Origin of the sequence: Acidovorax sp. (assembly GCF_034519795.1) — a bacterium.
Lineage (GTDB): Bacteria > Pseudomonadota > Gammaproteobacteria > Burkholderiales > Burkholderiaceae_C > Acidovorax.
This window is the reverse complement of sequence record NZ_JAXHOB010000009.1, coordinates 138914-159559: the sequence shown is the minus strand read 5'-3', so window position 1 is coordinate 159559 and position 20646 is coordinate 138914. Positions and strand designations below refer to the sequence as shown.

At 64.6% G+C, this 20646-nt stretch carries 25 protein-coding genes and 1 tRNA gene; 12 read left to right on the top strand and 14 right to left on the bottom strand.

From position 1 onward, the window contains the following. Window positions 1-43: 43 nt before the first annotated feature. From U5N23_RS11355 to U5N23_RS11340, 4 genes are all read right to left on the bottom strand, one after another. Window positions 44-658, bottom strand: coding sequence for a hypothetical protein (locus tag U5N23_RS11355; protein ID WP_322592916.1), 615 nt, complete (start codon window positions 656-658; stop codon window positions 44-46). Window positions 659-778: 120 nt separating this feature from the next. Continuing rightward, window positions 779-1363, bottom strand: a complete 585-nt coding sequence (locus U5N23_RS11350) for a hypothetical protein (RefSeq protein WP_322592915.1) — start codon at window positions 1361-1363, stop codon at window positions 779-781. Between the two features lie 214 nt (window positions 1364-1577). After that, complete coding sequence (locus U5N23_RS11345; protein ID WP_322592914.1) at window positions 1578-2153, bottom strand: phage regulatory CII family protein; 576 nt, start codon at window positions 2151-2153, stop codon at window positions 1578-1580. Between the two features lie 309 nt (window positions 2154-2462). After that, window positions 2463-2693 carry a hypothetical protein gene (locus U5N23_RS11340; protein ID WP_322592913.1) on the bottom strand — a complete coding sequence of 77 codons (231 nt, stop codon included), beginning with the start codon at window positions 2691-2693 and terminating at the stop codon, window positions 2463-2465. Between the two features lie 74 nt (window positions 2694-2767). Here U5N23_RS11340 and U5N23_RS11335 point away from each other — a divergent pair, with 74 nt between their 5' ends. Next, entirely contained in the window at window positions 2768-3484 is a 717-nt protein-coding gene (locus U5N23_RS11335; protein ID WP_322592912.1) for a S24 family peptidase, read from the top strand. Here the strand turns inward: U5N23_RS11335 and U5N23_RS11330 are convergent. Together U5N23_RS11330 and U5N23_RS11325 are read right to left on the bottom strand one after the other, a co-directional pair. Next, window positions 3481-3969 carry a hypothetical protein gene (locus U5N23_RS11330; RefSeq protein ID WP_322592911.1) on the bottom strand — a complete coding sequence of 163 codons (489 nt, stop codon included), beginning with the start codon at window positions 3967-3969 and terminating at the stop codon, window positions 3481-3483. The two genes, U5N23_RS11335 and U5N23_RS11330, sit on opposite strands and share 4 nt — an antisense overlap. Continuing rightward, complete coding sequence (locus U5N23_RS11325; RefSeq protein ID WP_322592910.1) at window positions 3966-4730, bottom strand: hypothetical protein; 765 nt, start codon at window positions 4728-4730, stop codon at window positions 3966-3968. Before U5N23_RS11325 ends, U5N23_RS11330 begins: the two co-directional genes overlap by 4 nt. A gap of 174 nt (window positions 4731-4904) precedes the next feature. On the opposite strand from U5N23_RS11325, the gene U5N23_RS11320 reads away from it, so the two are divergent. From U5N23_RS11320 to U5N23_RS11310, 3 genes are read left to right on the top strand one after another with little or no spacing between them, the layout of a single operon-like run. After that, window positions 4905-5171, top strand: coding sequence for a hypothetical protein (locus tag U5N23_RS11320; protein ID WP_322592909.1), 267 nt, complete (start codon window positions 4905-4907; stop codon window positions 5169-5171). Next, window positions 5168-5554, top strand: coding sequence for a hypothetical protein (locus tag U5N23_RS11315; protein WP_322592908.1), 387 nt, complete (start codon window positions 5168-5170; stop codon window positions 5552-5554). Before U5N23_RS11320 ends, U5N23_RS11315 begins: the two co-directional genes overlap by 4 nt. Further along, on the top strand, window positions 5551-5676 hold the full coding sequence (locus U5N23_RS11310; RefSeq protein WP_322592907.1) for a hypothetical protein: 126 nt from the start codon (window positions 5551-5553) through the stop codon (window positions 5674-5676). Before U5N23_RS11315 ends, U5N23_RS11310 begins: the two co-directional genes overlap by 4 nt. Window positions 5677-5819: 143 nt before the next feature. On the opposite strand, the gene U5N23_RS11305 is transcribed toward U5N23_RS11310, so the two are convergent. Continuing rightward, window positions 5820-6344 (bottom strand): Arc family DNA-binding protein, encoded by a 525-nt coding sequence (locus U5N23_RS11305; RefSeq protein WP_322592906.1) that lies wholly within the window; start codon window positions 6342-6344, stop codon window positions 5820-5822. Window positions 6345-6463: 119 nt separating this feature from the next. Between U5N23_RS11305 and U5N23_RS11300 the strand changes: the two genes are divergently transcribed. From U5N23_RS11300 to U5N23_RS11270, 7 genes are all read left to right on the top strand, one after another. Then, window positions 6464-6631: a hypothetical protein gene (locus U5N23_RS11300; RefSeq protein ID WP_322592905.1), complete on the top strand. Its 168-nt coding sequence runs from the start codon at window positions 6464-6466 to the stop codon at window positions 6629-6631. Further along, complete coding sequence (locus tag U5N23_RS11295; RefSeq protein ID WP_322592904.1) at window positions 6628-7518, top strand: Bro-N domain-containing protein; 891 nt, start codon at window positions 6628-6630, stop codon at window positions 7516-7518. Before U5N23_RS11300 ends, U5N23_RS11295 begins: the two co-directional genes overlap by 4 nt. Before the next feature lie 302 nt (window positions 7519-7820). Beyond that, window positions 7821-8588, top strand: a complete 768-nt coding sequence (locus U5N23_RS11290; RefSeq protein ID WP_322592903.1) for a hypothetical protein — start codon at window positions 7821-7823, stop codon at window positions 8586-8588. Continuing rightward, window positions 8585-9460: a hypothetical protein gene (locus tag U5N23_RS11285; RefSeq protein ID WP_322592902.1), complete on the top strand. Its 876-nt coding sequence runs from the start codon at window positions 8585-8587 to the stop codon at window positions 9458-9460. The genes U5N23_RS11290 and U5N23_RS11285 overlap by 4 nt, the downstream gene beginning before the upstream one ends. Then, entirely contained in the window at window positions 9453-9878 is a 426-nt protein-coding gene (locus U5N23_RS11280; RefSeq protein ID WP_322592901.1) for a hypothetical protein, read from the top strand. Before U5N23_RS11285 ends, U5N23_RS11280 begins: the two co-directional genes overlap by 8 nt. Further along, window positions 9878-10090 carry a hypothetical protein gene (locus tag U5N23_RS11275; RefSeq protein WP_057199538.1) on the top strand — a complete coding sequence of 71 codons (213 nt, stop codon included), beginning with the start codon at window positions 9878-9880 and terminating at the stop codon, window positions 10088-10090. The genes U5N23_RS11280 and U5N23_RS11275 overlap by 1 nt, the downstream gene beginning before the upstream one ends. Before the next feature lie 11 nt (window positions 10091-10101). Beyond that, a complete protein-coding gene (locus tag U5N23_RS11270) occupies window positions 10102-11256 on the top strand; it encodes a tyrosine-type recombinase/integrase (protein WP_322592900.1) in 1155 nt (384 codons plus the stop codon). A 67-nt stretch (window positions 11257-11323) separates the two neighbouring features. Here U5N23_RS11270 and U5N23_RS11265 read toward each other — a convergent pair. The 7 genes from U5N23_RS11265 to cysS all read right to left on the bottom strand — a co-directional run bounded on the left by U5N23_RS11265 (window position 11324) and on the right by cysS (window position 19328). Continuing rightward, window positions 11324-11416 (bottom strand) — tRNA-Ser (locus U5N23_RS11265). Between the two features lie 61 nt (window positions 11417-11477). Further along, window positions 11478-12746, bottom strand: coding sequence for an aspartate kinase (locus U5N23_RS11260; RefSeq protein ID WP_322592899.1), 1269 nt, complete (start codon window positions 12744-12746; stop codon window positions 11478-11480). A gap of 146 nt (window positions 12747-12892) precedes the next feature. Further along, window positions 12893-13864: a tRNA lysidine(34) synthetase TilS gene (gene tilS / locus U5N23_RS11255; RefSeq protein ID WP_322592898.1), complete on the bottom strand. Its 972-nt coding sequence runs from the start codon at window positions 13862-13864 to the stop codon at window positions 12893-12895. 116 nt (window positions 13865-13980) lie between these two features. After that, entirely contained in the window at window positions 13981-15831 is a 1851-nt protein-coding gene (locus U5N23_RS11250; protein ID WP_322592897.1) for a methyl-accepting chemotaxis protein, read from the bottom strand. A gap of 166 nt (window positions 15832-15997) precedes the next feature. Continuing rightward, window positions 15998-16975, bottom strand: coding sequence for an acetyl-CoA carboxylase carboxyltransferase subunit alpha (locus tag U5N23_RS11245; RefSeq protein ID WP_322592896.1), 978 nt, complete (start codon window positions 16973-16975; stop codon window positions 15998-16000). A gap of 99 nt (window positions 16976-17074) precedes the next feature. Then, the gene (locus U5N23_RS11240; RefSeq protein WP_322592895.1) at window positions 17075-17800 is read right to left on the bottom strand and encodes a DNA-3-methyladenine glycosylase 2 family protein; all 726 of its coding nucleotides are present in this window, start codon (window positions 17798-17800) and stop codon (window positions 17075-17077) included. Between the two features lie 148 nt (window positions 17801-17948). Then, window positions 17949-19328, bottom strand: a complete 1380-nt coding sequence (cysS, locus tag U5N23_RS11235; protein WP_322592894.1) for a cysteine--tRNA ligase — start codon at window positions 19326-19328, stop codon at window positions 17949-17951. Between the two features lie 219 nt (window positions 19329-19547). On the opposite strand from cysS, the gene U5N23_RS11230 reads away from it, so the two are divergent. Next, window positions 19548-20645 carry a tetratricopeptide repeat protein gene (locus tag U5N23_RS11230; RefSeq protein ID WP_322592893.1) on the top strand — a complete coding sequence of 366 codons (1098 nt, stop codon included), beginning with the start codon at window positions 19548-19550 and terminating at the stop codon, window positions 20643-20645. Window position 20646: the final 1 nt, after the last annotated feature.

The following is a 20646-nucleotide window of genomic DNA, read 5'->3' as shown; positions in this document are numbered from 1 at the left end:
GGAAGCGCCTTCATCAGAGCGGCCAACAGCTCGTGGTTCGCCATCAGTTGGCACCTCCACCGAACAGGTCGCCGTCCTTCGGCTTCACGCTGGCGCGGGCGGCCTGCGGATTGGCGGCCTGGGCAGCAGGTGCTGGCTTCATGTTGCGCAGCCGCTCGACGTCCTGCTGGGCCGTGGTGGGCGGGTAGATGGACCGGCCGTCGTCCTCGTCGTCCTGCTTGTATTCCTCGCAGTACAGGTCCAGCAGGTCCGACAACGTCGCGGCCTGGCTCGCCTCGACTTCCAGATCCTCGTGCCCCTTGCTGTTCTGCGCCACGATGTTCTGGTACAGCATCTGTGCCATGTCGTTGGCCAGTGCAAGGGCTGAGCCCAGGCGGCGCAGGTCGCGCTCCAGCATCCTGACGCGCACCTGCAGGGCCTCGCGCGCCGCGGCCTCGTCGCCAGTCAGCTCGCGCACCATGCCCAGCTTCTGAGCGATGTACCGCACCTGGCTGGGGTGGATCTCGATGGCCGAGTGCTCGCCGTTGCCGGTGGACTGCCCGATCTCCAGCAGCCCGTTAGGTCTTCCAGTTTCGATCAGTAGGTCAGGCAGGTATTCGCCCGACCATGTGGCATGGGTTGAATTGACTGGTGGGACTGCGGTGGTTGTTCCGGTCATGGTGGTGGTCCTTGGTTGATCAGGTGCTGGCCTTTTTCAGGCCCTGGGATGGCAATCAGTACTTAGTACTTCAAAAAATGAAGTCTGGATGGGGTGTGCTGCTTTTATAGGCAACCCTCCTCAAACCGTTGCTGCATAAGGCTTTACAGACATTGGAGGGCCTTGAGCCGGCTTCATTTTTTGAAGTGGTTCGGCGGGCCACACTTCATTTTTTGAAGTGGTTTTTGGCTCGACCCCTTCAATTTCTGAAGTGGTTCCCTTCATTTTTTGAAGTAGGGTTTTTTTTCTTTCGAGGGCCAGCGCGGCGGCTTGCTCCTCGCCCTTTCGGATGGCCTCGCGGCCCAGCCCCAGGGTCGTGATCAGCTTCCATTCATTCGTGGCCTTGCAGGCGTCTATGTGCTTCGAGGGGTTCTCGTAGACGTCGTAGTCGGTGAAGCGGTAGAGGTTCACCTGGCGGTGCCCTTCCTTCGTGCTTCCACCACGTCGTGAGATGGCAAGGAGGCCTACAGAGCAAAGCTCGCGCAGGGCCTTGGCCAGGGTGGCCTCGCTCTTGATGCCGTACCTGCGCGCCACGGTGATGGGCAGGGACAGGTCGCCGTTATTCGTGCTGCCTTTTTGCAGCAGGAGGGCAAGATAGGCGTCGCGCCCCCCGCTGCTCAGGCATTGCCAAGCGTGCGATTCAAAGACCTCTCGGTAGAGCCGCATGTGCTGGCCCCGAGGGTCTTTCTTCGGTGGGTCGGCTCGTCTGCTCATGCAGCGCAGCCCCCCTGAATTGCGGGCCAGTAGCGGCCCATTCGCGCGTCGTTCATGTCCACCCCATGCACCACAAAGAAACCAGCGGCAGGCGGGTGGTGGAACCGCTTTTCGGGAGCTACCCTAGCCGTGGCATCAACTCATAGCCCCGAGGGGCTGCAGGCCTTCAGACGCAGGCCGGGCACTCCCCTGGCACTGCTTGGCGCACTGCTCCGGGCATGGCCGCACTAGGAGCCTCCGTGCGCATCTCCCGCACCGGCAGCACCAGGTGTTCAGGCTTCGGCTTTCCGGCCTCGTGCATGACCGCCAGGCTTGCGCGCACCCGCTGGGCGCAGCCGATCAACTCTGCGAGCTCGCGGTCGACGTCGGCCAGCTCGTTGGCCGTCACGCGGCCATCGGCCGGGGCCTGGGCGGACACAGCCACGAACTCGGCGAACTCACGCGCCGCGGCGGCCAGGTCCTCCATGGAAGTGCCGCCGGTCTGGTACAGCGCGGGCAGAGGGATCACCATTGCGCCGACGTTCCGGGCGAAGGTGTTCAGGATCTGCAGCGGGTCGGCCACGCCCTGCTCGATGGCGAACTGCGTCATCAGTTCGGCGTCTTCAAGGCCCAGCTTGTAGCCACCGCTGCCGGCGAGCTCGTGGCGCGCAGAGGCGGGGTTCTTGCCCACGCGCAGGGCCCAGGCTTCAATGCCGCCCTGCATGCGGCGGGCAAGGTTGCGAGCGGAATCGCGGAGGTTCATAGCAATGTGGCTCCAGGGTTGCTATACGTGTGGGAACGGATGGGGTCGGTCGGCAAACTGCAGGGCATGAACACCCCACACACCCCAGTCCCAGGCCTGCTGCACAGCTCGGCGCGTAGCAGCGTTTCAGCCCAGATCGACGTCGCCACGGGCATCCGCCGACACGTCGTGCAGACATCACTGATGGAAATTCGGTGGGTCGCTGGTGAGTACCGGGTGCGCTTCGGGGTGCGGGCGGTGCATCCAGATGCCGCACGCTTGGCGGCACACAGGGCGCGCCGCTTGGATTCCCAGCGCAGGCGGCTTTGATCAGACATGCGTTGGCTCATTCCCGCCGGCCTGCTCCACCATCGAAGTCGCACCAACGGTATCGATGCCCTCAAGTGCCTTCGGGCGCGCAAGCTCAAGGAACATCATTCGAGTCCTGGGAATGCCGGTTTTCTTCCAGTTCGTGACGCTTGGCGCAGCGATGCCGAACAGGCGCGCTACAGCGGACGGGCCGCCGAGCGCTTGAATGATTTGGGTGGCTGGAGCGTTCATATGAATCGCATCTTAGCCCAGGCTAAATATCAAAGCAAGCCCAGGCTAATAGCCAACTTGTTAGGCTAGGCTAAATGACTACCTTGCAGAACCGCTTGGCGGAAATGTTTCCCGAGCCCCATCCTCGGGGCTTCAAGACCGGAGTCGCCTCACTGTGCGGGGTGACGCCCGCGAGCGTGTCCAACTGGTTCGGCAACCCGGAAAAGGTGGCCACAATCAGCCGTGAAAATGCGGAAAAGCTGGTTTCGAACTATCGATTGGCCGTGTCGCCGGCATGGCTGGCCGAAGGAAAGGGGCCGAAGTACCCGGTGGAGGCGCCCCGCCCCGTTGGCCCCAATGACACTGGAGCGCCGACCGTAGTGCGGGCCCTTGAAGACGATTTTGTGGCTGTGCGCCGTGCGGACGTGCGCTTCTCCAATGGAGCCGGCGAAATCTTCTACGAGAACGACGACAAGCCGCCGCTGGTGTTCCGGATGGACTTCCTGCGGAAGCTCGGGATCAAGAGTGGCAAGGCTGTTGTGGTGGACAGCAAGGGCATCAGCAACGAACCCAAGATTCGAGACCGCTCTGTGGTGCTGGTGAATGCCGGTGACACCGAACACCTCGATGGGGACTTCTTCGCATTCCGCTATGACGGCGAGCTGCTGATCAAGCGGCTGGAGCGCGTGCCAGGTGTGGGCATTTTGGCCACTGCTGAAAACTCTTCCTTCCGCCCCAAGTCCAGGCTCTACACCGAGCTGAACGACTTCGAAGTGATCGGCCGCTGCGTGTGGGAAGGGGCAGAACTCTAGTACCCAAGCCCGGCCTGGTTCCCGGCGTTGAACCAAGCATCGTCGTAGGGCAAATCGCACGAAACACCAAAAGGGAGTGCGCGTCCAGGGAGCGCTTTTTTCAAGGACTCAATGTTCGCGCAACATTTGCTGTCGCCAGTCACGTAATGGCCAATGCCAAGCAGTTCACATTGGGCGAGCAATTTTGTGTCGTCCTTGATTGCTACCCTGTCATATCCGGCAGCATGTGCCTGACGAAACGGCATGAAAAGAGACGCGGCTGCTATGCCGTGATCGATGTTGAATGGCTGAACGATGAAGTTTTGCAGCCCAAGATCCGTAATGCGCTGTCGAACCTCGTATTCCGCGATTACGATGGTTGACAAATGCATCACCGTGCCGCGGACAAGCATTTCCTTGAAATAGCGCAGCGCCACTGGATGCTGCGCTCTATCGGGGTTGCTTAAGGAAATCAGGAAGCTCGTATCAAGCAGCGCGGCCTTCATTCGCCGCCCCGCATCTGTCGCACCCACGCGGCCGGGTCATCGACATCCCTCCAAGCCTCCCGGCCGTTGGTGGTCAATCGCTCAAACGCTGCTTCATCGAATCCCGGAGCGTACTCAACGAATTCGATCAGCGAAGCATCCCTCAGCTCGCCTGTGACGATGTTGTATTTGGCCCGAATTCTCACGTGGACGTTCCGGTAAACGAGATTCTCTTTTTCGGCGCGAATGAGTCCTCGATCAGTCTTCACTGTGAGGTTCTTCCCGTCTGGCAGTCTTATGTGAGCGTTGGAGCTGGACACTCCTCCTAGATCCATCAATTCGCCCTGGATGTACCGCTCAACATCGACCCACGGCTCAGGATCAATTTGCCTGAAGTCGGTCGTGCTGTCGATGGTGATATTGCCCAGGGCGCCGCAAGCGATCTTCACAGCGCGGGAGGCTATCGCCTTCGCGGCTGACTGCCACTTCAAAACGATGGTGCGACGCTTTGCGTCAATGAGCGAGAGGTCCGAAGACCTGCGCATGAGGTTCACGTCTGTGAACAGACTAGGCGCGATGACGGGTTCGAGCGAGAGCCCAAACGACCCATTCACAACCGCAACCGACAGAGCTTTCGGGTCGATCTCCTTGTCACTACCCTTCAGGAAAGCTTCGACATCGACGGTGAACTCTCTGAGCAGCGACAGCGGGACGCGATCAGGCGATATCGCATATCCCTGCGACTCGTCCTGAATGGCGATGGTGACCGGCTGCGCTTCCATTTGCCGATTGTCGCGCGCATAGGAAGACATCACATGCCGGACAACAACTATTTTTGCCCATCCATCACCCTGAGTCCTCAACAAAAACTTAGCCCAGGCTATTGACTTAATCTTAGCCCAGGCTAAATAATCACCCGTCGCGCCGCATTTCGCGGTGCTCTGACGGAGTGAACAATGTCAGCATCCACCGCCCAACCGGGCACCCCTTGCAAGGCCGGTCCGATGGCCTCCGAGGTGTTCGATCGCGCCTTCTTCGCCGGGCGTGAGCGCCGCAGCGATGCCTACAAAGCAGGCGTGTTGCAGACCCTGCGCAATCGCCTGGAAGGCGTCCCATTCTCCCCAGCCATCTACGCCGCCGGGAGTGCTGAGCGCGATGCGTTCTTCGCCGGGGCCGATGAAGGCCGCATGCTTGCTGCAGCTGCGAAGGAGTCCGCAGCATGAGCGGGATCAAAGAAGAGGCCTTGAGGCGTGCCCGTCTCGATGCGCGCCACGAGCTGGAGCCGCTGGACCTCCAGGAGCTGCAGGCCTACTGCCGCCGAAACGTCGTAAGCGCCGACCAGGTGCGCGAGGCAGAGCGCCAGGGCCGGGACCTACTGGCCAGCGGTGCCCGCTGCATGTGCCCTTCCTGCGAGGTTGACCTGCAGGCACTGGATCACAAAGAGCGTCTGCGCATCCACTACGCCGCCAGGCGCCACACGCAGTTGCAGGCCCAGGGCATCGATGACCACGCCGCGCGCGCGCGAACAATCCAAGCGGAGATCGACGCGGGCGCTGCCCTGCAGTCCGCCCCCATTCAGATCACACGAACGGGAGGAACCCAGTGAAGCAACTTGCCACCTTCTGCCGCCTGGCCGAAATGCGCCGCCGGGCGGGCGCGAGCCCCATTACCGCGATCACCTGGGCCGCCGGCCTGCTGTGGCGCGCCCGCCGGGAGGGTACTCAGTGAAAAAAGGGGCGATCTATCCCCGTTCGGGCGGAATGCACCCCTTGCGCGCCGGGCGTGGTGGGCAGACTGGGTGCATGCAACCCACGTGCTTCAGTTCTGGATCATCCCTCCCCGCCGGTCACCACGAAAGTTTCGTAGTGAAGTCAGGCCTTGGGCTTAGGTTGTGCCGTCTTCAACCCAAGAGACACGTCAGCCGCCTTGTCTGCAGCGATCTGGTGTTGAAGGCGCGTTTCCTGACGTCTAAGGGCGCTTGCCAAAGCCTTTGGCTCCTTGTCATCCAGCGACCTCTGCATGATTCTCGCTGTCGCTTCTTCCAGGCCTATGCCCTCAGCAGTCCCGAGAGCTTTTGCGAAGTCGTAAGCATTTGCGAGGCTTTCAGTTCGGCGGTCTACGGGAATCTGCTCGAACATTCGCACGACGTTGTTCGCGAGCATTTTCCTCACGGTGGCGGTGACGAATTGCTCCGCTTCCAGATTGAGCACTGCGTTGCGGAGGGTCGCCTCGAACTGCTCTTTCGTCACGTAGCCAACTGCGGCTTCGAAGCTACTTTCGAGGCGAGCAACGATCTCCGCATTCAGGCTACGCCCTGCTTCGGCCGCAGCCGCATCTATGCGCGCCTTCACCTCTTCAGGAAGGCGGATCTTCATCTGGGGATCGTCACGGCTCATAGGAAGGATGATAAACCACGGTGGTGCAAAAGCCCTACAACCCAATCAACCTATTGCAGAATGGACCACGGTGGTTTACATTGCAATCAATGGACCACGGTGGTTCAGAAAGGCGCCAAGTGACCGAGTCGAAACCTGAAGCGTGCCAATTCAAGGTACGCCTGCAGCAGCCGCTCAAGGACTGGCTTCAGCAACAAGCCAGCGTGGCAAAGCGCAGCCTCACGGCTGAAATCGAGTTGCGTCTGGAAGAAAGCCGCACGCGGCAAGAGAAAGGGCAACCCCAGTGAGCAACATCATTCCGTTCAAGTTTGGCAAGGCGCCGGTGCGCGTGATCGAAGGTGACAGCGGAACCTTTGAGGTGGTGGCAAAGGACGTGGCCGAGGGTCTGGGCTACACCTGGCAGGCGAACGTTATCGCACACGTTCCCGAAGAGTGGAAGGGGGTTAAACCAATTAACACCCCTGGTGGCGTGCAGCAAATGGCCACGCTCACAGAGTCCGGCTTGTACTTTTTCCTTGGCCGCTCCGACAAGCCCGACGCGCTGCCCATGCAGAAGTGGGTGAGCGGCGAAGTGCTGCCCAGCATCCGCAAGACCGGCAGCTACTCCATGCCGAAGGCCCAGCAGACCAAGCCCGCGCGCGCCTCGGAACGCTACCGTGAGGCGGCGGTCATCACCCGCGAGCAACTGAAGATCTGCAAGCTGCTGGGAGTGGATGACGGGATGGCGAAAGCCATCACAGCCAAGGAAGTGCGGAACGTCACCGGCCTGGACTTCACTCCTCTGCTGACAAACGTCACAGCCACCCACAACCCGCGTTTGACGGTCACGGAGTTGGTCGAGCGCATCGGCAGCGGCGCCAAGTCCGAGCAGGTGAATGCGGCACTGGAGCAGTTGGGCTTCCAGACGAAGAAGCACTGGACCAGTCGAGGCAAGCCGCGCAGCAAATGGGAGCTGACCGATGCAGGCAAGCAGTACGGAGCGCTCGCAACGTATCAGGCCGAAAAGAACGATCACTCGGGGTATCGGGTGGTCTGGCATGCAGACGTGCTGGAGTTGGTACAGCCCCTGGTGCTGACCGCCATCGCCGACCGCGCGGCAGCGAAGAAGCCGAAGCGTGCCACACCTCCCACAACATCGGCCCCAGCGCCTGAGCCCCAGGAAGCGCTGCTGTGAACGCAACTTTCCGCGAAATGCGACCGAATCGGGCGCTTTTCACCCCCGGCCTGGCTAGCCTGAGTCGCTAGGATCATCCACATGAAACAGGCACCGCCCCCACCAAAGCAAAAGCCGGCATAAAAGCCGGCCCTTGCCCGAGGTCCTGAAGCAGGTGAGAGCGCTTCAGGTCTCTTGAACCAGAACCCTTGCGAGGAACCAGAACCATGAGCAATGTTACTGCAGAGGCGCCCGTGCGCGCAATCAAGGCCCCAGCACGGGGAAAACCGGCAACTGCGCCGACACCCGCCCCAAGCGACTCGATGACCGAAGCGCACCACTTGGTGGCCCAGGTCGCCGATGTGATCAATGCAATGATCATCCCGGTGTCGTCGCACTGGCCTTGGGGCGATTTCCCCGGGCGCAACAACTTCCTGGAAGCCGACAACCTGCTCTCTGACCTCGCGCAGAACTGCGGCGACCCGGTAGCCATCGATGCGACCGGCGAAAAATCCGTCGCTCGGCAGCTGCTCTGTATCGATGAGCAGTTGGAAGAAGCACTGACGCAGCTACTTGCGGCCGAGAGCCACGATGTGGGCCAGCGCTACACGCTGCTGCTCCTGGCGTCTCGCGCTGGCGAGTTCATTGATGAACTGAGCGAAGCCTATGCAGGCCTGCCGGGGTCCCTTGCCGACCTTCGCGCCATGACCACCTATGAGGGCTTGGTGGCTCGGCGCGAACCGCCGCCACACATGCCTTCGCCACCGATCCGGCGCGTCGAGGGTTCAGGCGGGCCTATCACCAGAGACACCACTACCAACGAGGCGGGCGCCCTCGGGGTGAGAAGTGTCATCGCCTGTACCTACGACATCGAGGCCGTGGCTCATGCGGTAATTCTGGCCGGCGACGACTGCGACGCTCTGCACGACTCGCTGCAAATTGGCTCCATGCTGCGCTGCTACGGCGCCCGCTTGAAGGCGCTGAACAGCATCCTGATGGGGCACTTTGACGCCGATCAGATCACCTTGAAGGATGTGCATCAGGTCATGCGTTCGGGTGCTGACTACCTTCCTGAAGGAGCGCTTGCATGAACGCCGTCGCCACCCCTTCAAAGACCGCGCGCCGAGGCTTGACCGAGGCCATCAAGCCACAGAATCCCGACTGGGAAACGCTGCTCCAGTGCATGCTCAACGACATGAGCGAGGTAACCAGCGACGTGGCCGAGATCGCGGACAAGATCGGACCCGATGAACCCGCTATTGGCAGGCTGCTCGATTCCGCACTTGACGAACTCCATGCAGTGAAGCGCAGCTTGGATGTGCGGCCGCTCTACGCCGAAACCACCAATGCGGCCTATGAGGCCCTGTACAAGCCACTCGCGTACCTGCAGGGTGCGGCGGCAATGGCGAAGTTGCTGGAGGTGGACATTTTCTCGATGGTCATCGAGAGATCCACCGGCCTGCTGGACGATGTGCACAACAATTTCAGCGGCCAGGTGATCGGCGTCCTGCTGCCGACGCAGGCCGCGGCACCGGCCGCAGGATCAGCAGCAGCCGAGGTGGCTGAAGATCCCACCAATCGGAGCTGGCACGATGTGATCAATGACGTGATGGCAAGACAGCTCGCCGCAACCCATGTGCTCTCACAGTGGGTAGATCATGCCGATTGCCCAGCTGGCTACGGGCTGCTAACGCTCATGGAAGGCCTGGGCGCGACACTGGACGAGGAAGAGGAAGCGGGCAAGGCAGATTGGGACGACCTGCTCACCGGCATGTTTCCCCGTGTCTCGGATGCGCTGCTGATCGTGACCGACGTTGCCCGCGCGGTGAACCGGGAACTGGACGATTCCACGATGTTCGCGGTGATCTACCTGCTCGACTACTGCAAAGAGATGGTGGACGGCTTCATCGAGGCAGAGCGCGCCGCACGCACCATCCCGGCGGGGAGAATCGTCCATGTCTGACCGCATAGACATCGCCCCGGGCCTGGCCTTTGAGCTGGGCCACCAGCACGCCTACTACACCGGCACGCCAGCCGCCATCGTGGCCGCCGGACTGGCCCGCGCGCAGGACCTGCCCGAGGTGGGCAGCTGCACCATCAACGCCGACGGCTCGCGCGCCTTGCAGGGCAACAACCGCGGCAAGGGCGCCACGCCCGGCAAGCGCTCCATCGCCATCAGCCACCACGGGCGCTGCACCACGGCGCGCGTGCGGCTGAACCTGAGCCCCGACCAGGCCGTAGCTGTCGCCCTGGCTCGTGATGAGCTAATGGCCCTGCGCTTCCCCCGGCTGGGCGGCGGCTTCGTCTACCTGGCCCCGCCCGTCGGACTGGTGCCGCCCACTCACGGCCCGTACCACCAAACAGCAGGAGGACCACCGTAATGGCAGCCCGTTTTGTTCGCATCGCCAAGTTCTGCGAGGACACCGGCTACACGGTCAGCGCCGTGGAAACGAAGATCGCGCGCGGCGTGTGGATCGAGGGCCGGGAATGGATCCTCGCCCCCGACAACAACAGATTTATTGACATGGAGGGATTTAACCGATGGGTCGCAAAGCAACATCCGGAGGTGTTAGGGCCAGTGGCAACCGCATAGAGGTGCGGTTCGTGTGGCAGGGCAAGCTGGTTGCGCCCTCGCTGGACCTGCGCCCGAACGCGGCCAACCTCAAGCACGCCGCGCGCGTGCGCGCCCTGGTGGTGGACGAGATCAAGCGCGGGAGCTTTCGCTTCGCCGATCACTTCCCCGACTACCGCCACGCCCAGGCCCACCAGCCCGACAGCGACACCGAGGCGCGCGACTTCGCGGCCTGGGCCACGGTCTGGGAAAGGCTGTCAGCCCGCACGCTGGAGCACTCCACGCACCAGATCTACAAGCGGCACATGAAGGCCTATTGGCTGCCGGTGTTCGGCCACCTGCGGCCCGAGCGCATCACGCACGAGATGGTGCTGGAGCACCTGGCCGAACTGTCCACGCCGCGCCTCGACCTGAAGACGGGCAAGAAGCTGCGCGGGCTCGGCCGCAAGACGCAGAACAACATCCTGATCCCGCTGCGGGGGGTGTTCGAACTGATCTGCAGGCCCCCCAGCCGGGTGCAGGACCCTACCGAGGGCATTGCCAACCAGAAGACGCAGAAGGCCAAGCCTGACCCCTTTGCGCCCGACGAGGTGGACCTGATCCTGGGCGAGCTGGCCAAGCGCTATGGCGCTGAGGTGGCCGACTATTTCGAGTTCAGCTTCTTCGCTGGACTGCGGGCATCCGAACAGATCGCGCTGCGGTGGGACGACGTGGACCTGCGCCAGCGCACGGTGCTGGTGTGGCGCACCCGGGTGATGACCCAGGACAAGGAGCGCACCAAGACCAACGTGGAGCGCACGGTGGAGCTCAACACCCGGGCCGCCGCCGTGATCCAGCGCCAGCGCGCCAGGACCGCCATCCGGGGCGCCGAAGTGTTCGAGAACCCGAACACCGGGGAGGCGTACCAGGATGAGCAGTCGCAGGGCCGGGTGTGGCGCACCACGCTACGCGCCGTGGGCGTGCGCTACCGAGCCCCCAAGGAGTGCCGGGACACCAGCGTGACCCTCGCCCTCATGGCCGGGGCGAACCCCATGTGGGTGGCCATGCAGCACGGGCACAGCGTGCAGGTGATGATGCGCGACTATGCGAAGTGGATCCCGAGCGCCGACCGGGGCGCGAATCTGGCGGCCGTGAACGCCTCGATTGCAGGACCCGCCGAACCCGATATTGGTGTGCAATTGGTGTGACGCAGGGGAGCCCCGGGCGCAGCAAAGAAAAAAGCCCCGCAAATCAAGGACTTGCAGGGCTTTATCTTGGCGGAAACGGAGGGATTCGAACCCTCGATGAGGCTCTACACCCCATACTCCCTTAGCAGGGGAGCACCTTCGGCCACTCGGTCACGTTTCCAATCCAGCTATTATGCCCCATTTTTGGGGCACTTCAGCCGAGTTGGGGGCTGATGGGTCGATCAGGCGACGGGCTGGTCCAGCTCGAAGGCCTTGTGCAGCGCGCGCACGGCCAGCTCGACGTACTTTTCGTCGATCACGACCGAGGTCTTGATTTCCGAGGTGGAGATCATCTGGATGTTGATGCCCTCTTCGCTCAGCACGCGGAACATCTTGCTGGCCACGCCGACGTGGCTGCGCATGCCGATGCCGACGATGCTCACCTTGCAGATCTTGGCGTCGCCCACGACTTCCTGCGCGCCCAGCTCGGGCACGACCTTTTCCTTGAGCAGCTCGACGGTGCGCGCGTAGTCGCCGCGGTTCACGGTGAAGCTGAAGTCGGTCTTGCCGTCCTTGCTCAGGTTCTGGATGATCACGTCGACTTCGATGTTGGCATCGGCCACGGCACCCAGGATCTGGTAGGCGATGCCTGGCTTGTCGGGCACGCCCAGCACGGAGATCTTGGCCTCGTCGCGGTTGAATGCGATGCCGGATACAACGGCTTGTTCCATTTTTTCGTCTTCCTCAAAAGTGATCAGCGTGCCGGACTTGGCTTCTTCGTCGATGTCGATGTCCCAGGGCGTGAAGCTCGACAGCACGCGCATGGGCACCTTGTACTTGCCTGCGAACTCCACGGAGCGGATCTGCAGGACCTTGCTGCCCAGGCTGGCCATCTCCAGCATCTCTTCGAAGCTGACGGTGTGCAGGCGGCGCGCTTCGGGCACGACGCGGGGGTCGGTGGTGTACACGCCGTCCACGTCGGTGTAGATCAGGCATTCGGCGGCCTTCATCGCGGCGGCCACGGCCACGGCGGAGGTGTCCGAGCCCCCACGGCCGAGCGTGGTGATGTTGCCGTCGTCGTCGATGCCCTGGAAACCCGTGACGATGACCACCTTGCCATTGGCCAGGTCAGCGCGCACGCGCTGGTCGTCGATGGACTCGATGCGCGCCTTGGTGTAGCTGCTGTCGGTGCGGATGGGCACCTGCCAGCCGGCATAGCTCACCGAGCCCATGCCTTCGGCCTGCAGCGCGATCGCCAGCAGCGCAGACGAGGCCTGCTCGCCGGTGGCGGCCAGCATGTCCAGCTCGCGGTTGTACGCCTCGGTGGCGCGTGCGGGAGCAAGCTCCTTGGCCAGGGCGAGCAGGCGATTGGTTTCGCCACTCATGGCGCTGGGCACGACCACCAGTTGGTGGCCTGCGCGGGCCCACTTGGCCACGCGCTTGGCGACGTTGCGGATGCGCTCGGGGGAGCCCATCGACGTGCCGCCGTATTTGTGAACGATCAATGCCATTGGATTTCTGGGGTGACGAAACACTTGCCACGGCGCCGGTTGGACACTGTTTTGGCGCGCCGCTGTTTTTCGTGCAGATGGGAAAGCAGGGACCAGCCCGTGGTTTCCTGCCGAACCCAGCGCGGGTTTCATCAGGACGACACGGATCAGCCCCCAGGGACCAAAACCTGGGGATTGTACCAATCGAGCCCGGTGCCCGAGCGCACCACGAAGCCGGAGCCCACCTTGATGCGGATGCGGTGGCCGCGCGTGGTGCAGGCCTGCACCTGGCCGAGCAATTCGGCCAGTTGCGCAGCGCTGGGCGTGGTGTGGTGCGCACTGCGCAGCCAGTGGCGCAGCACATTGGCCTGGCGCGCCCGGCCCAGGGCCTGCAGCGCGGCCAGTTGCGGCGGCACACCCACCAGGGCCAGGTCGGCCTGGGCGACCTCGTCGAGCAGCGCACTGGCCTGCGCGGCGTTGTCGGCAGAGCGCGCAAACGTGTCGCGAAACGCGGGGAATGCGGCTTCGAGCACGGGCAGGATCTGCGCGCGGATGCGGTTGCGCGTGTAGTGCGGGTCGGCGTTGGTGGGGTCTTCCACCCACGCCTGCCCCTGGGCCTGCAGCCAGTCGCGCACGGCCAGCGCTGGCACGCGCAACAGCGGGCGGTGCCAGGGCAGGCCCGCACGCTCCCACCGGGCGGGCATGGACGCCAGGCCCGCCACGCCGGCCCCGCGCGACAGGGCCAGCAGCAGCGTCTCCACCTGGTCGTCGGCATGCTGGGCCAGGGCGACCGATGCGGTGCCGGCCATCGCGGGGATGGTCTGCAGCGCCGCCTCCAGCGCCGCATAGCGGCCCTGGCGCGCGGCATCCTCGGGGCTCTGGCCTGGCTGCGGCCGGGCATCGATGCGCTGCACGGCCAGGGGCACGGCAAGGCGCGCGCACAGCTCCACGCAATGCCGCTCGAAACCATCGGCGGCGGCCTGCAGGCCATGGTGCACGTGGATGGCCCGCACCTGCCCCGGCCAGCGCCGCGCGCAGGCCAGCAGCAGGGCCGTCGAATCGGCCCCGCCGCTCAACCCCACGGCCAGGGGCAGCGCGGGCGCAAAGGCCGCCATGGCGGCGTCGAAGGATTGGGTCACGCCCTGCCCCCGCACGCCAGGCCGGCAATCTGCAAGAAGCGAGGAAGCGGACAGGAGGGGCTACAGCACATGGGTGCCGATTATCGCGGCCACCCACACAGCGCGGCTGGCGCGCTTCAGTCGTGCGGCCCCGCCAGCCGCGGCGCCGCGTGGCCGCCGTCGTTGGACAGCCGGAAAGTGCCCACCACTTCCGACAGGCGCACCGACTGGTCCTTGAGGCTTTGCGCCGCGGCCGCGCTCTGCTCCACCAGGGCGGCGTTCTGCTGCGTCATCTGGTCCAGGTGCGAGACGGCCTGGCCCACCTCGTTGATGCTGGTGCTCTGCTCGTTGGTGGAGGCGGTGATCTCGGCCATGATGTCGGTCACGCGCTGCACCGAGTTGACGATGTCGGTCATGGTGGCGCCGGCATCGTGCACCAGCCGCGAGCCGTTCTCCACCTGCGCCACCGAGGCGCTGATGAGCTGCTTGATCTCCTTGGCCGCCTCGGCGCTGCGCTGCGCCAGGCTGCGCACCTCGCTGGCCACCACGGCAAAGCCCCGGCCCTGCTCGCCGGCGCGGGCCGCCTCCACAGCGGCATTCAGGGCCAGGATGTTGGTCTGGAAGGCAATGCCGTCGATGGTGCCGATGATGTCGCTGATCTTGCGCGACGCGGCGTTGATCTCGTCCATGGTGCTCACCACATTGCCCACCACCGAGCCACCATGCCGGGCCACGCTGGAGGCCTGGGCCACCAGCTGGTTGGCCTGGCGCGCAGCGTCGGCGTTGTGGCGCACGGTTTCGGTCAGCTGCTGCATCGATGCCGAGGTTTCCTCCAGGCTGGACGCGGTGAGCTCGGTGCGCCCGCTCAGGTCGTGGTTGCCGGTGGCGATCTCTTCGGCCGCCACGCGCACCGAATTGCTGGCATCGCGGATCTGCGCCAGCACGCCCGAGAGCTTGCCCGCAAAGCTATTGAAGCTGGCAGCGATCTGCGCCAGCTCGTCCTCGCCCTGCGCATCGATGCGGCGCGAAAGGTCGCCATCGCCCGCGCCGATCTCGTGCATGGCATCACGCACCAGGGTCAGCTGGCGCAAGCGCCGCGACAGGATGCCCGCCAGCACCACCAGGGCCACCAGCAGCACCACGATGCCCGCACCCAGGGACACCTGCAGCATGGTGCGGATGGCAGCCAGCCCCTCGCCCCGGTCCAGCGCAATCGCCAGCAGCCAGGGCGTGCCGGTCACGGGCGCCACGGTGAGCAGCATGGCCCGGCCCTGCAGGTCCACGGCGTTGAGGTCGGCGCGCTTGGCCATGTCGGCCAGGGCTGCCGCCGTGAGCGAGGGAGCCATGTCGGTCGCGGGCTTCAAGGCCAGCTTCACATCGGGGTGGGCAATGATGTTGCCATCGCCCCCCACCAGAAAGGCATAGCTGGCCGGCGTGGGCTTGATGGAGGCCACGTTGGCCACCACGGCCGACAGCGACACGTCGCCCGCCATCACCGCCTTCACGCCCGAGCCCTCACGCACCGCCTTGGCAAAGGTGACCACCAGGCCGGCGCCACCCGCATCGGCATACGGCGCCGTGAGGATGGCGGCCTGCGAATCCGCCGCCTGCTTGTACCAGGGGCGCGAGGTGGGGTCGTAGTCGGGCGGCAGGTTCTGCTTTTCCGAGAACACCGTGCGCTTGTCGGCGTAGCCGAAGTAGGTGGTCAGGAAGTTGCCTGCCTTGGCCAGCATGAGCAGCGGCTTGGCGGCGTCGGCATCGTCGAGCGCCGCGGCGGCCGACTCGACCACCGTGGCCTTGCTGCGGGCCCAGTCGCGCAGGGTTTCGATGTGGCTGTGGGCCAGGGCCTGCGACTGCGCCGTGAGCGAGGCGTAGGCCTGGGATCGGGCCGTGAGGTAGTTGGCCACCGTCAGGGCCAGCAGGCCCGCCACCAGGCAGGCAACAGAAACCAGAAGGATCTGGCCTTTGAGAGTCTTCAGGAACGACATGCTGCCCCCTTCGAATCCGCCCGCCACCCAGCGGGCTGCGACCAACCATGCTACATCCGGTTACGGTTGCCGCGCCAGAGGGTTGGCACGCCCAGGCTGCACCGGGCGCAAAAAACAACAACGGCCCGCGAGGGGCCGTTGGAGGGAGGCGTTGGCAGCCGGGCGCTCAGCGCGCATCCGCCTTGGTATCGCTGAAGCGGCCATAGCCCTGCAGGCGCTCGTAGCGGCGCTCCAGCAGGTCCTTGGTCTTGAGGTCTGCCACCTGGCGGAAGGCATCGCCCAGGGCGCGCTTCAAGAAGGCGGCCATCTGCTTGTGGTCGCGGTGACCGCCGCCCACGGGTTCGTTGACGATCTTGTCCACCAGGCCCAGGGCCTTGAGGCGGTGGGCGGTGATGCCCAGGGCATCGGCCGCTTCCTGGGCCTTCTCGCTGGTCTTCCAGAGGATGGAGGCGCAGCCCTCGGGGCTGATCACGGAGTAGATGGCGTACTGCAGCATCACCACCTGGTCGGCCACGCTGATCGCCAGCGCGCCGCCGGAGCCGCCTTCGCCGATGATGGTGGTGATGATGGGCACTTCGAGCTGCGCCATCTCGAAGATGTTGCGGCCGATGGCCTCGGACTGGCCGCGCTCCTCGGCGTCGATGCCGGGGTAGGCGCCGGGCGTGTCGACGAAGGTGAACACCGGCAGCTTGAACTTCTCGGCCGTCTTCATCAGGCGCAGGGCCTTGCGGTAGCCCTCGGGCTTGCTCATGCCGAAGTTGCGCATCGCGCGCTCCTTGGTGTCGCGCCCCTTCTGGTGGCCCAGCACCATGCAGGCGTGGCCGTTGAAGCGCGCCAGGCCGCCCACGATGGACAGGTCGTCCGCATAGTGGCGGTCACCGTGCAGCTCGACGAAGTCGGTGAAGATGTCGCGCACGTAGTCGAGCGTGTAGGGGCGCTCGGGGTGGCGGGCGATCTTGGTGATCTGCCAGGGCGACAGCTCGGCGTAGATGTCCTTGGTGAGCTGCTGGCTTTTCTTGCTCAGCTGGTCGATCTCTTCCGAGATATCGACGGCGCTCTCGGTCTGCACGTAGCGCAGTTCTTCGATTTTGGTTTCGAGTTCGGCAATCGGCTGCTCGAAATCCAGAAAGGTCTTTTTCGCCAACGTTGTTCTCCTTGGGTCGCGCCGGAAGGCGGCGTGCCATGAATGAGGCACGCACTGTAACCGACGCGTTACGAGTTTGGTATGACGCTTGTCCAATGCTCAGTAAGAGACGACTGGCTGGGGGTCCATGGACCGCCAAATATACCAAGTCGCCACGCTGGCCCACGGCTTCCAGGCCTCGGCGACTTCGCGGGCTTCGCTGCGGCTCACCGTTTCGCCCGAGAAGTAGTTGTGGCTGATGCCGCCGATCAAGCCCACGTCATCGAGGGGCAGCACATTCGGGCGCATCAGGTAGAAGATGAGGAACATCTCGGCCGTCCAGCGGCCGATGCCGCGGATGGCCACCAGCTCGGCGATGATGGCCTCGTCGTCCATCGAGGCCCAGTCCTTCACGTGCAGCTTGCCGCCGTCGAAGTGCAGGGCCAGGTCCACCAGGTAGTCCACCTTGCGCGCCGACAGGCCGGCCGCACGCATGTCGTCGACCTTGAGCTTGAGCACGCTGGCCGGCTTCATGCTGCGCGGCAGCTTGGCAAAGCGCTCCCACACGGTCTGGGCGGCCTTCACCGAGATCTGCTGGCCCACGATGGAGCGCGCCAGGGTGGTGAAGGCGTCGCCCTGGGTCTGCAGTGCGGCATCGCCGAACTGCGGGATCAGGCGCTTCATCACGCGGTCCTTCTTCATCAGGTGCTTGCAGGCCTCGGCCCAGTAGGCGGGCGTGGAGACGACAACGGACTGGGCAGGTGCCGCAGACGACGCTGCGGCAGCGGACACGACGGCCGCAGCAGCGGCGGCGACTTCAGGGGCCGACAGTTCTTCTTTAGCCATTTTTTTGCGTACCGCAGCCATGTTGGTTGTTCTTCTTGTCGTGTGCGTTCATTCGTTCTTCGTTCGGGGGCATGCGGTTCTTGATTGCTTTAACTGTCTATCCAACTAACCAACTGTCTATCTGTCTATCTGTCTATCTGTCAGTCGCTCACTGGGCGGCTTCCCAGGTGGTGCCGGCGGCCGAATCCTTGAGCACGATGCCCTGGGCCAGCAGCGCCTGGCGGATGCGGTCCGCTTCGGCAAAGTTTTTGGCGGCCTTGGCGGCGGCGCGGGCGGCGATCTGCTCGGCGATGGCGGCTTCGTCCAGCCCGGCACCGGCCTGCAGGAAGGCCTGCGGGTCACCCTGCAGCACGCCCAGGCAAGCACCCAGGGCCTTGAGCAAGCCTGCCAAGGCTGCCGAGCGGGTCTTGTTCACCTCGCCGGCCAGCTCGAACAACACAGCCATGGCTTCGGGCGTGCCGAAGTCCTCGTCCATCGCGGCCTTGAAGCGCGCGGCGTAGGGGTCGGTCCAGTCGATGGCGGCCACGGGGGCCGGTGCCACCAGGCTGAGCGCGGTGTACAGGCGCTTCAAGGCCTGGCGTGCGTCGTCCAGGTGGGCGTCGCTGTAGTTCAGGGCGCTGCGGTAGTGGGCACGCACGATGAAAAAGCGCACCGTCTCGGCGTCGTACTGGGCCAGCACTTCGCGGATGGTGAAGAAGTTGCCGAGCGACTTGCTCATCTTCTCGTTGTCCACGCGCACAAAGCCGTTGTGCACCCAGAACTTCGCCAGGGGCTTGCCGTTGGCGCCTTCGCTCTGGGCGATCTCGTTCTCGTGGTGCGGGAACTGCAGGTCCATGCCGCCGCCGTGGATGTCGAAGGTCTCGCCCAGCGTGGCACCGCACATGGCCGAGCACTCGATGTGCCAGCCGGGGCGGCCCGGGCCGAATGCGCTGTCCCACTTGGCCTCGGGCGGCTCCTCAGGCTTGGACGATTTCCACAATACGAAATCGAGCGGGTCTTCCTTGCCATCGAGCACGGCCACGCGCTCGCCGGCACGCAGTTCATCGACGGACTTGCCCGAGAGCTTGCCGTAGCCGTCGAACTTGCGCACGGAGTAGTTCACGTCGCCATTGCTGGCGCGGTAGGCGAGGCCCTTGCCTTCCAGGGTGCCGATCAGCGCGAGCATCTGCGGCACGTATTCGGTGGCGCGCGGCTCGATGGAGGGCGGCTCGATGCCCAGGGCCGCGATGTCGGTGTGCATGGCGGCGATCATCTCGTCCGTCAGGGCGCGGATGGTGATGCCGCGCTCCAGCGCCCGCTTGATGATCTTGTCGTCGATGTCGGTGATGTTGCGCACGTAGGTCACGCGCAGTCCGCTGGCCTTGAGCCAGCGCTGCACCACGTCGAACGCCATCATCATGCGGGCGTGGCCGATATGGCACAGGTCATAGATGGTCATGCCGCACACGTACATGCGCACATGGCCAGGTTCGAGCGGGGAAAAGTTCTCCAACTCACGCGAAAGCGTGTTGTAGATGCGCAAACTCATGGGATGTCAGTCAGGGGAAATCGGCAGGGGGTGTGGATGAAGCCCGTTCACCCGGCAGCAGCGGGAACAGGCCCCTCGGGGGGGCGCGTTCGCCAGCGAACGCCCATCGAAATCACCAGCGGCAACAGCGCACCGTCATGACCACCCCCTCAGCTACAATCCGCCGCAGTATAAGCCCCGCCAGGGTCCGACGCTGCCCATCACCTTCCATACCCCCTCATGAAGCAACCCGTCCGCCGCACCCTCCCCCGACTCCTGCGCCTGCTGGCCCTGACGGCATTGGTAGGCACCACCCTGGCGCACGCGGCCGACGACTATGCCGACATCACCCAGTTGCTCAAGGCAGGCAAGGCGGGCGAGGCCCTGACCAAGGCCGATCAGCGCCTGGCCACCAGCCCGCGCGACCCGCAGCTGCGCTTTCTGCGCGGCGTGGCCCAGTCCGACTCGGGCAAGCCCGCTGAGGCCATCGCCACCTTCACCAAGCTGACCGAAGAGTACCCCGAGCTGCCCGAGCCCTACAACAACCTGGCCGTGCTCTACGCCAACCAGAACCAGCTGGACAAGGCCCGCACCGCGCTGGAAATGGCCATCCGCACCAACCCCAGCTACGCCACCGCGCACGAGAACCTGGGCGACATCTACGCCAAGCTGGCCAGCCAGGCCTACAACAAGGCCCTGCAGCTCGACGCGACCAACGCCAACTCGGTCAAGCCCAAGCTGGCGCTGATCCGCGAACTGTTCTCGGCCGACCCCACGGGCAAGGCCCGCCCTGCCGCTGCAGCACCAGCCCCCACACCCGCACCCGCCGTGGTCGCCACGCAGCGCCCGGCTCCGGCGCCTGCGCCAGCCGCTGCGCCCACCACACCGGCGCCTGCTCCCGCAGCCCCTGCGCCCACACCCGCCCCTGCCCCGGTAGCCGCAGCGCCAGCACCCGCTGCAGCGGCGCCCACCCCGGCAGCCGCCGCTGCTGCGCCGGCATCCACCCAGGAAGTCACCGCCGCCGTGCAGGCCTGGGCCGCCGCCTGGGCCGCCAAGGACATGAAGGCCTACCTGGGCGCCTACGACAAGGACTTCGACCCGCCAGGCCGCCAGACCCGCGCCGCCTGGGAGAAAGAGCGCGAATCGCGCATCGTGGGCAAGTCCAGGATCACCGTGCAGGTCTCCGACATCACCGTGAGCGTGAGCGGCAACAAGGCAACGGCACGCTTTCGCCAGGCCTACAGCGCCGACGCGCTCAACGTGACCAGCCGCAAGACGCTGGACCTGGTGCAAAACGGCGGCCGCTGGGCCATCGTGCGGGAATCCACCGGCGGCTGAT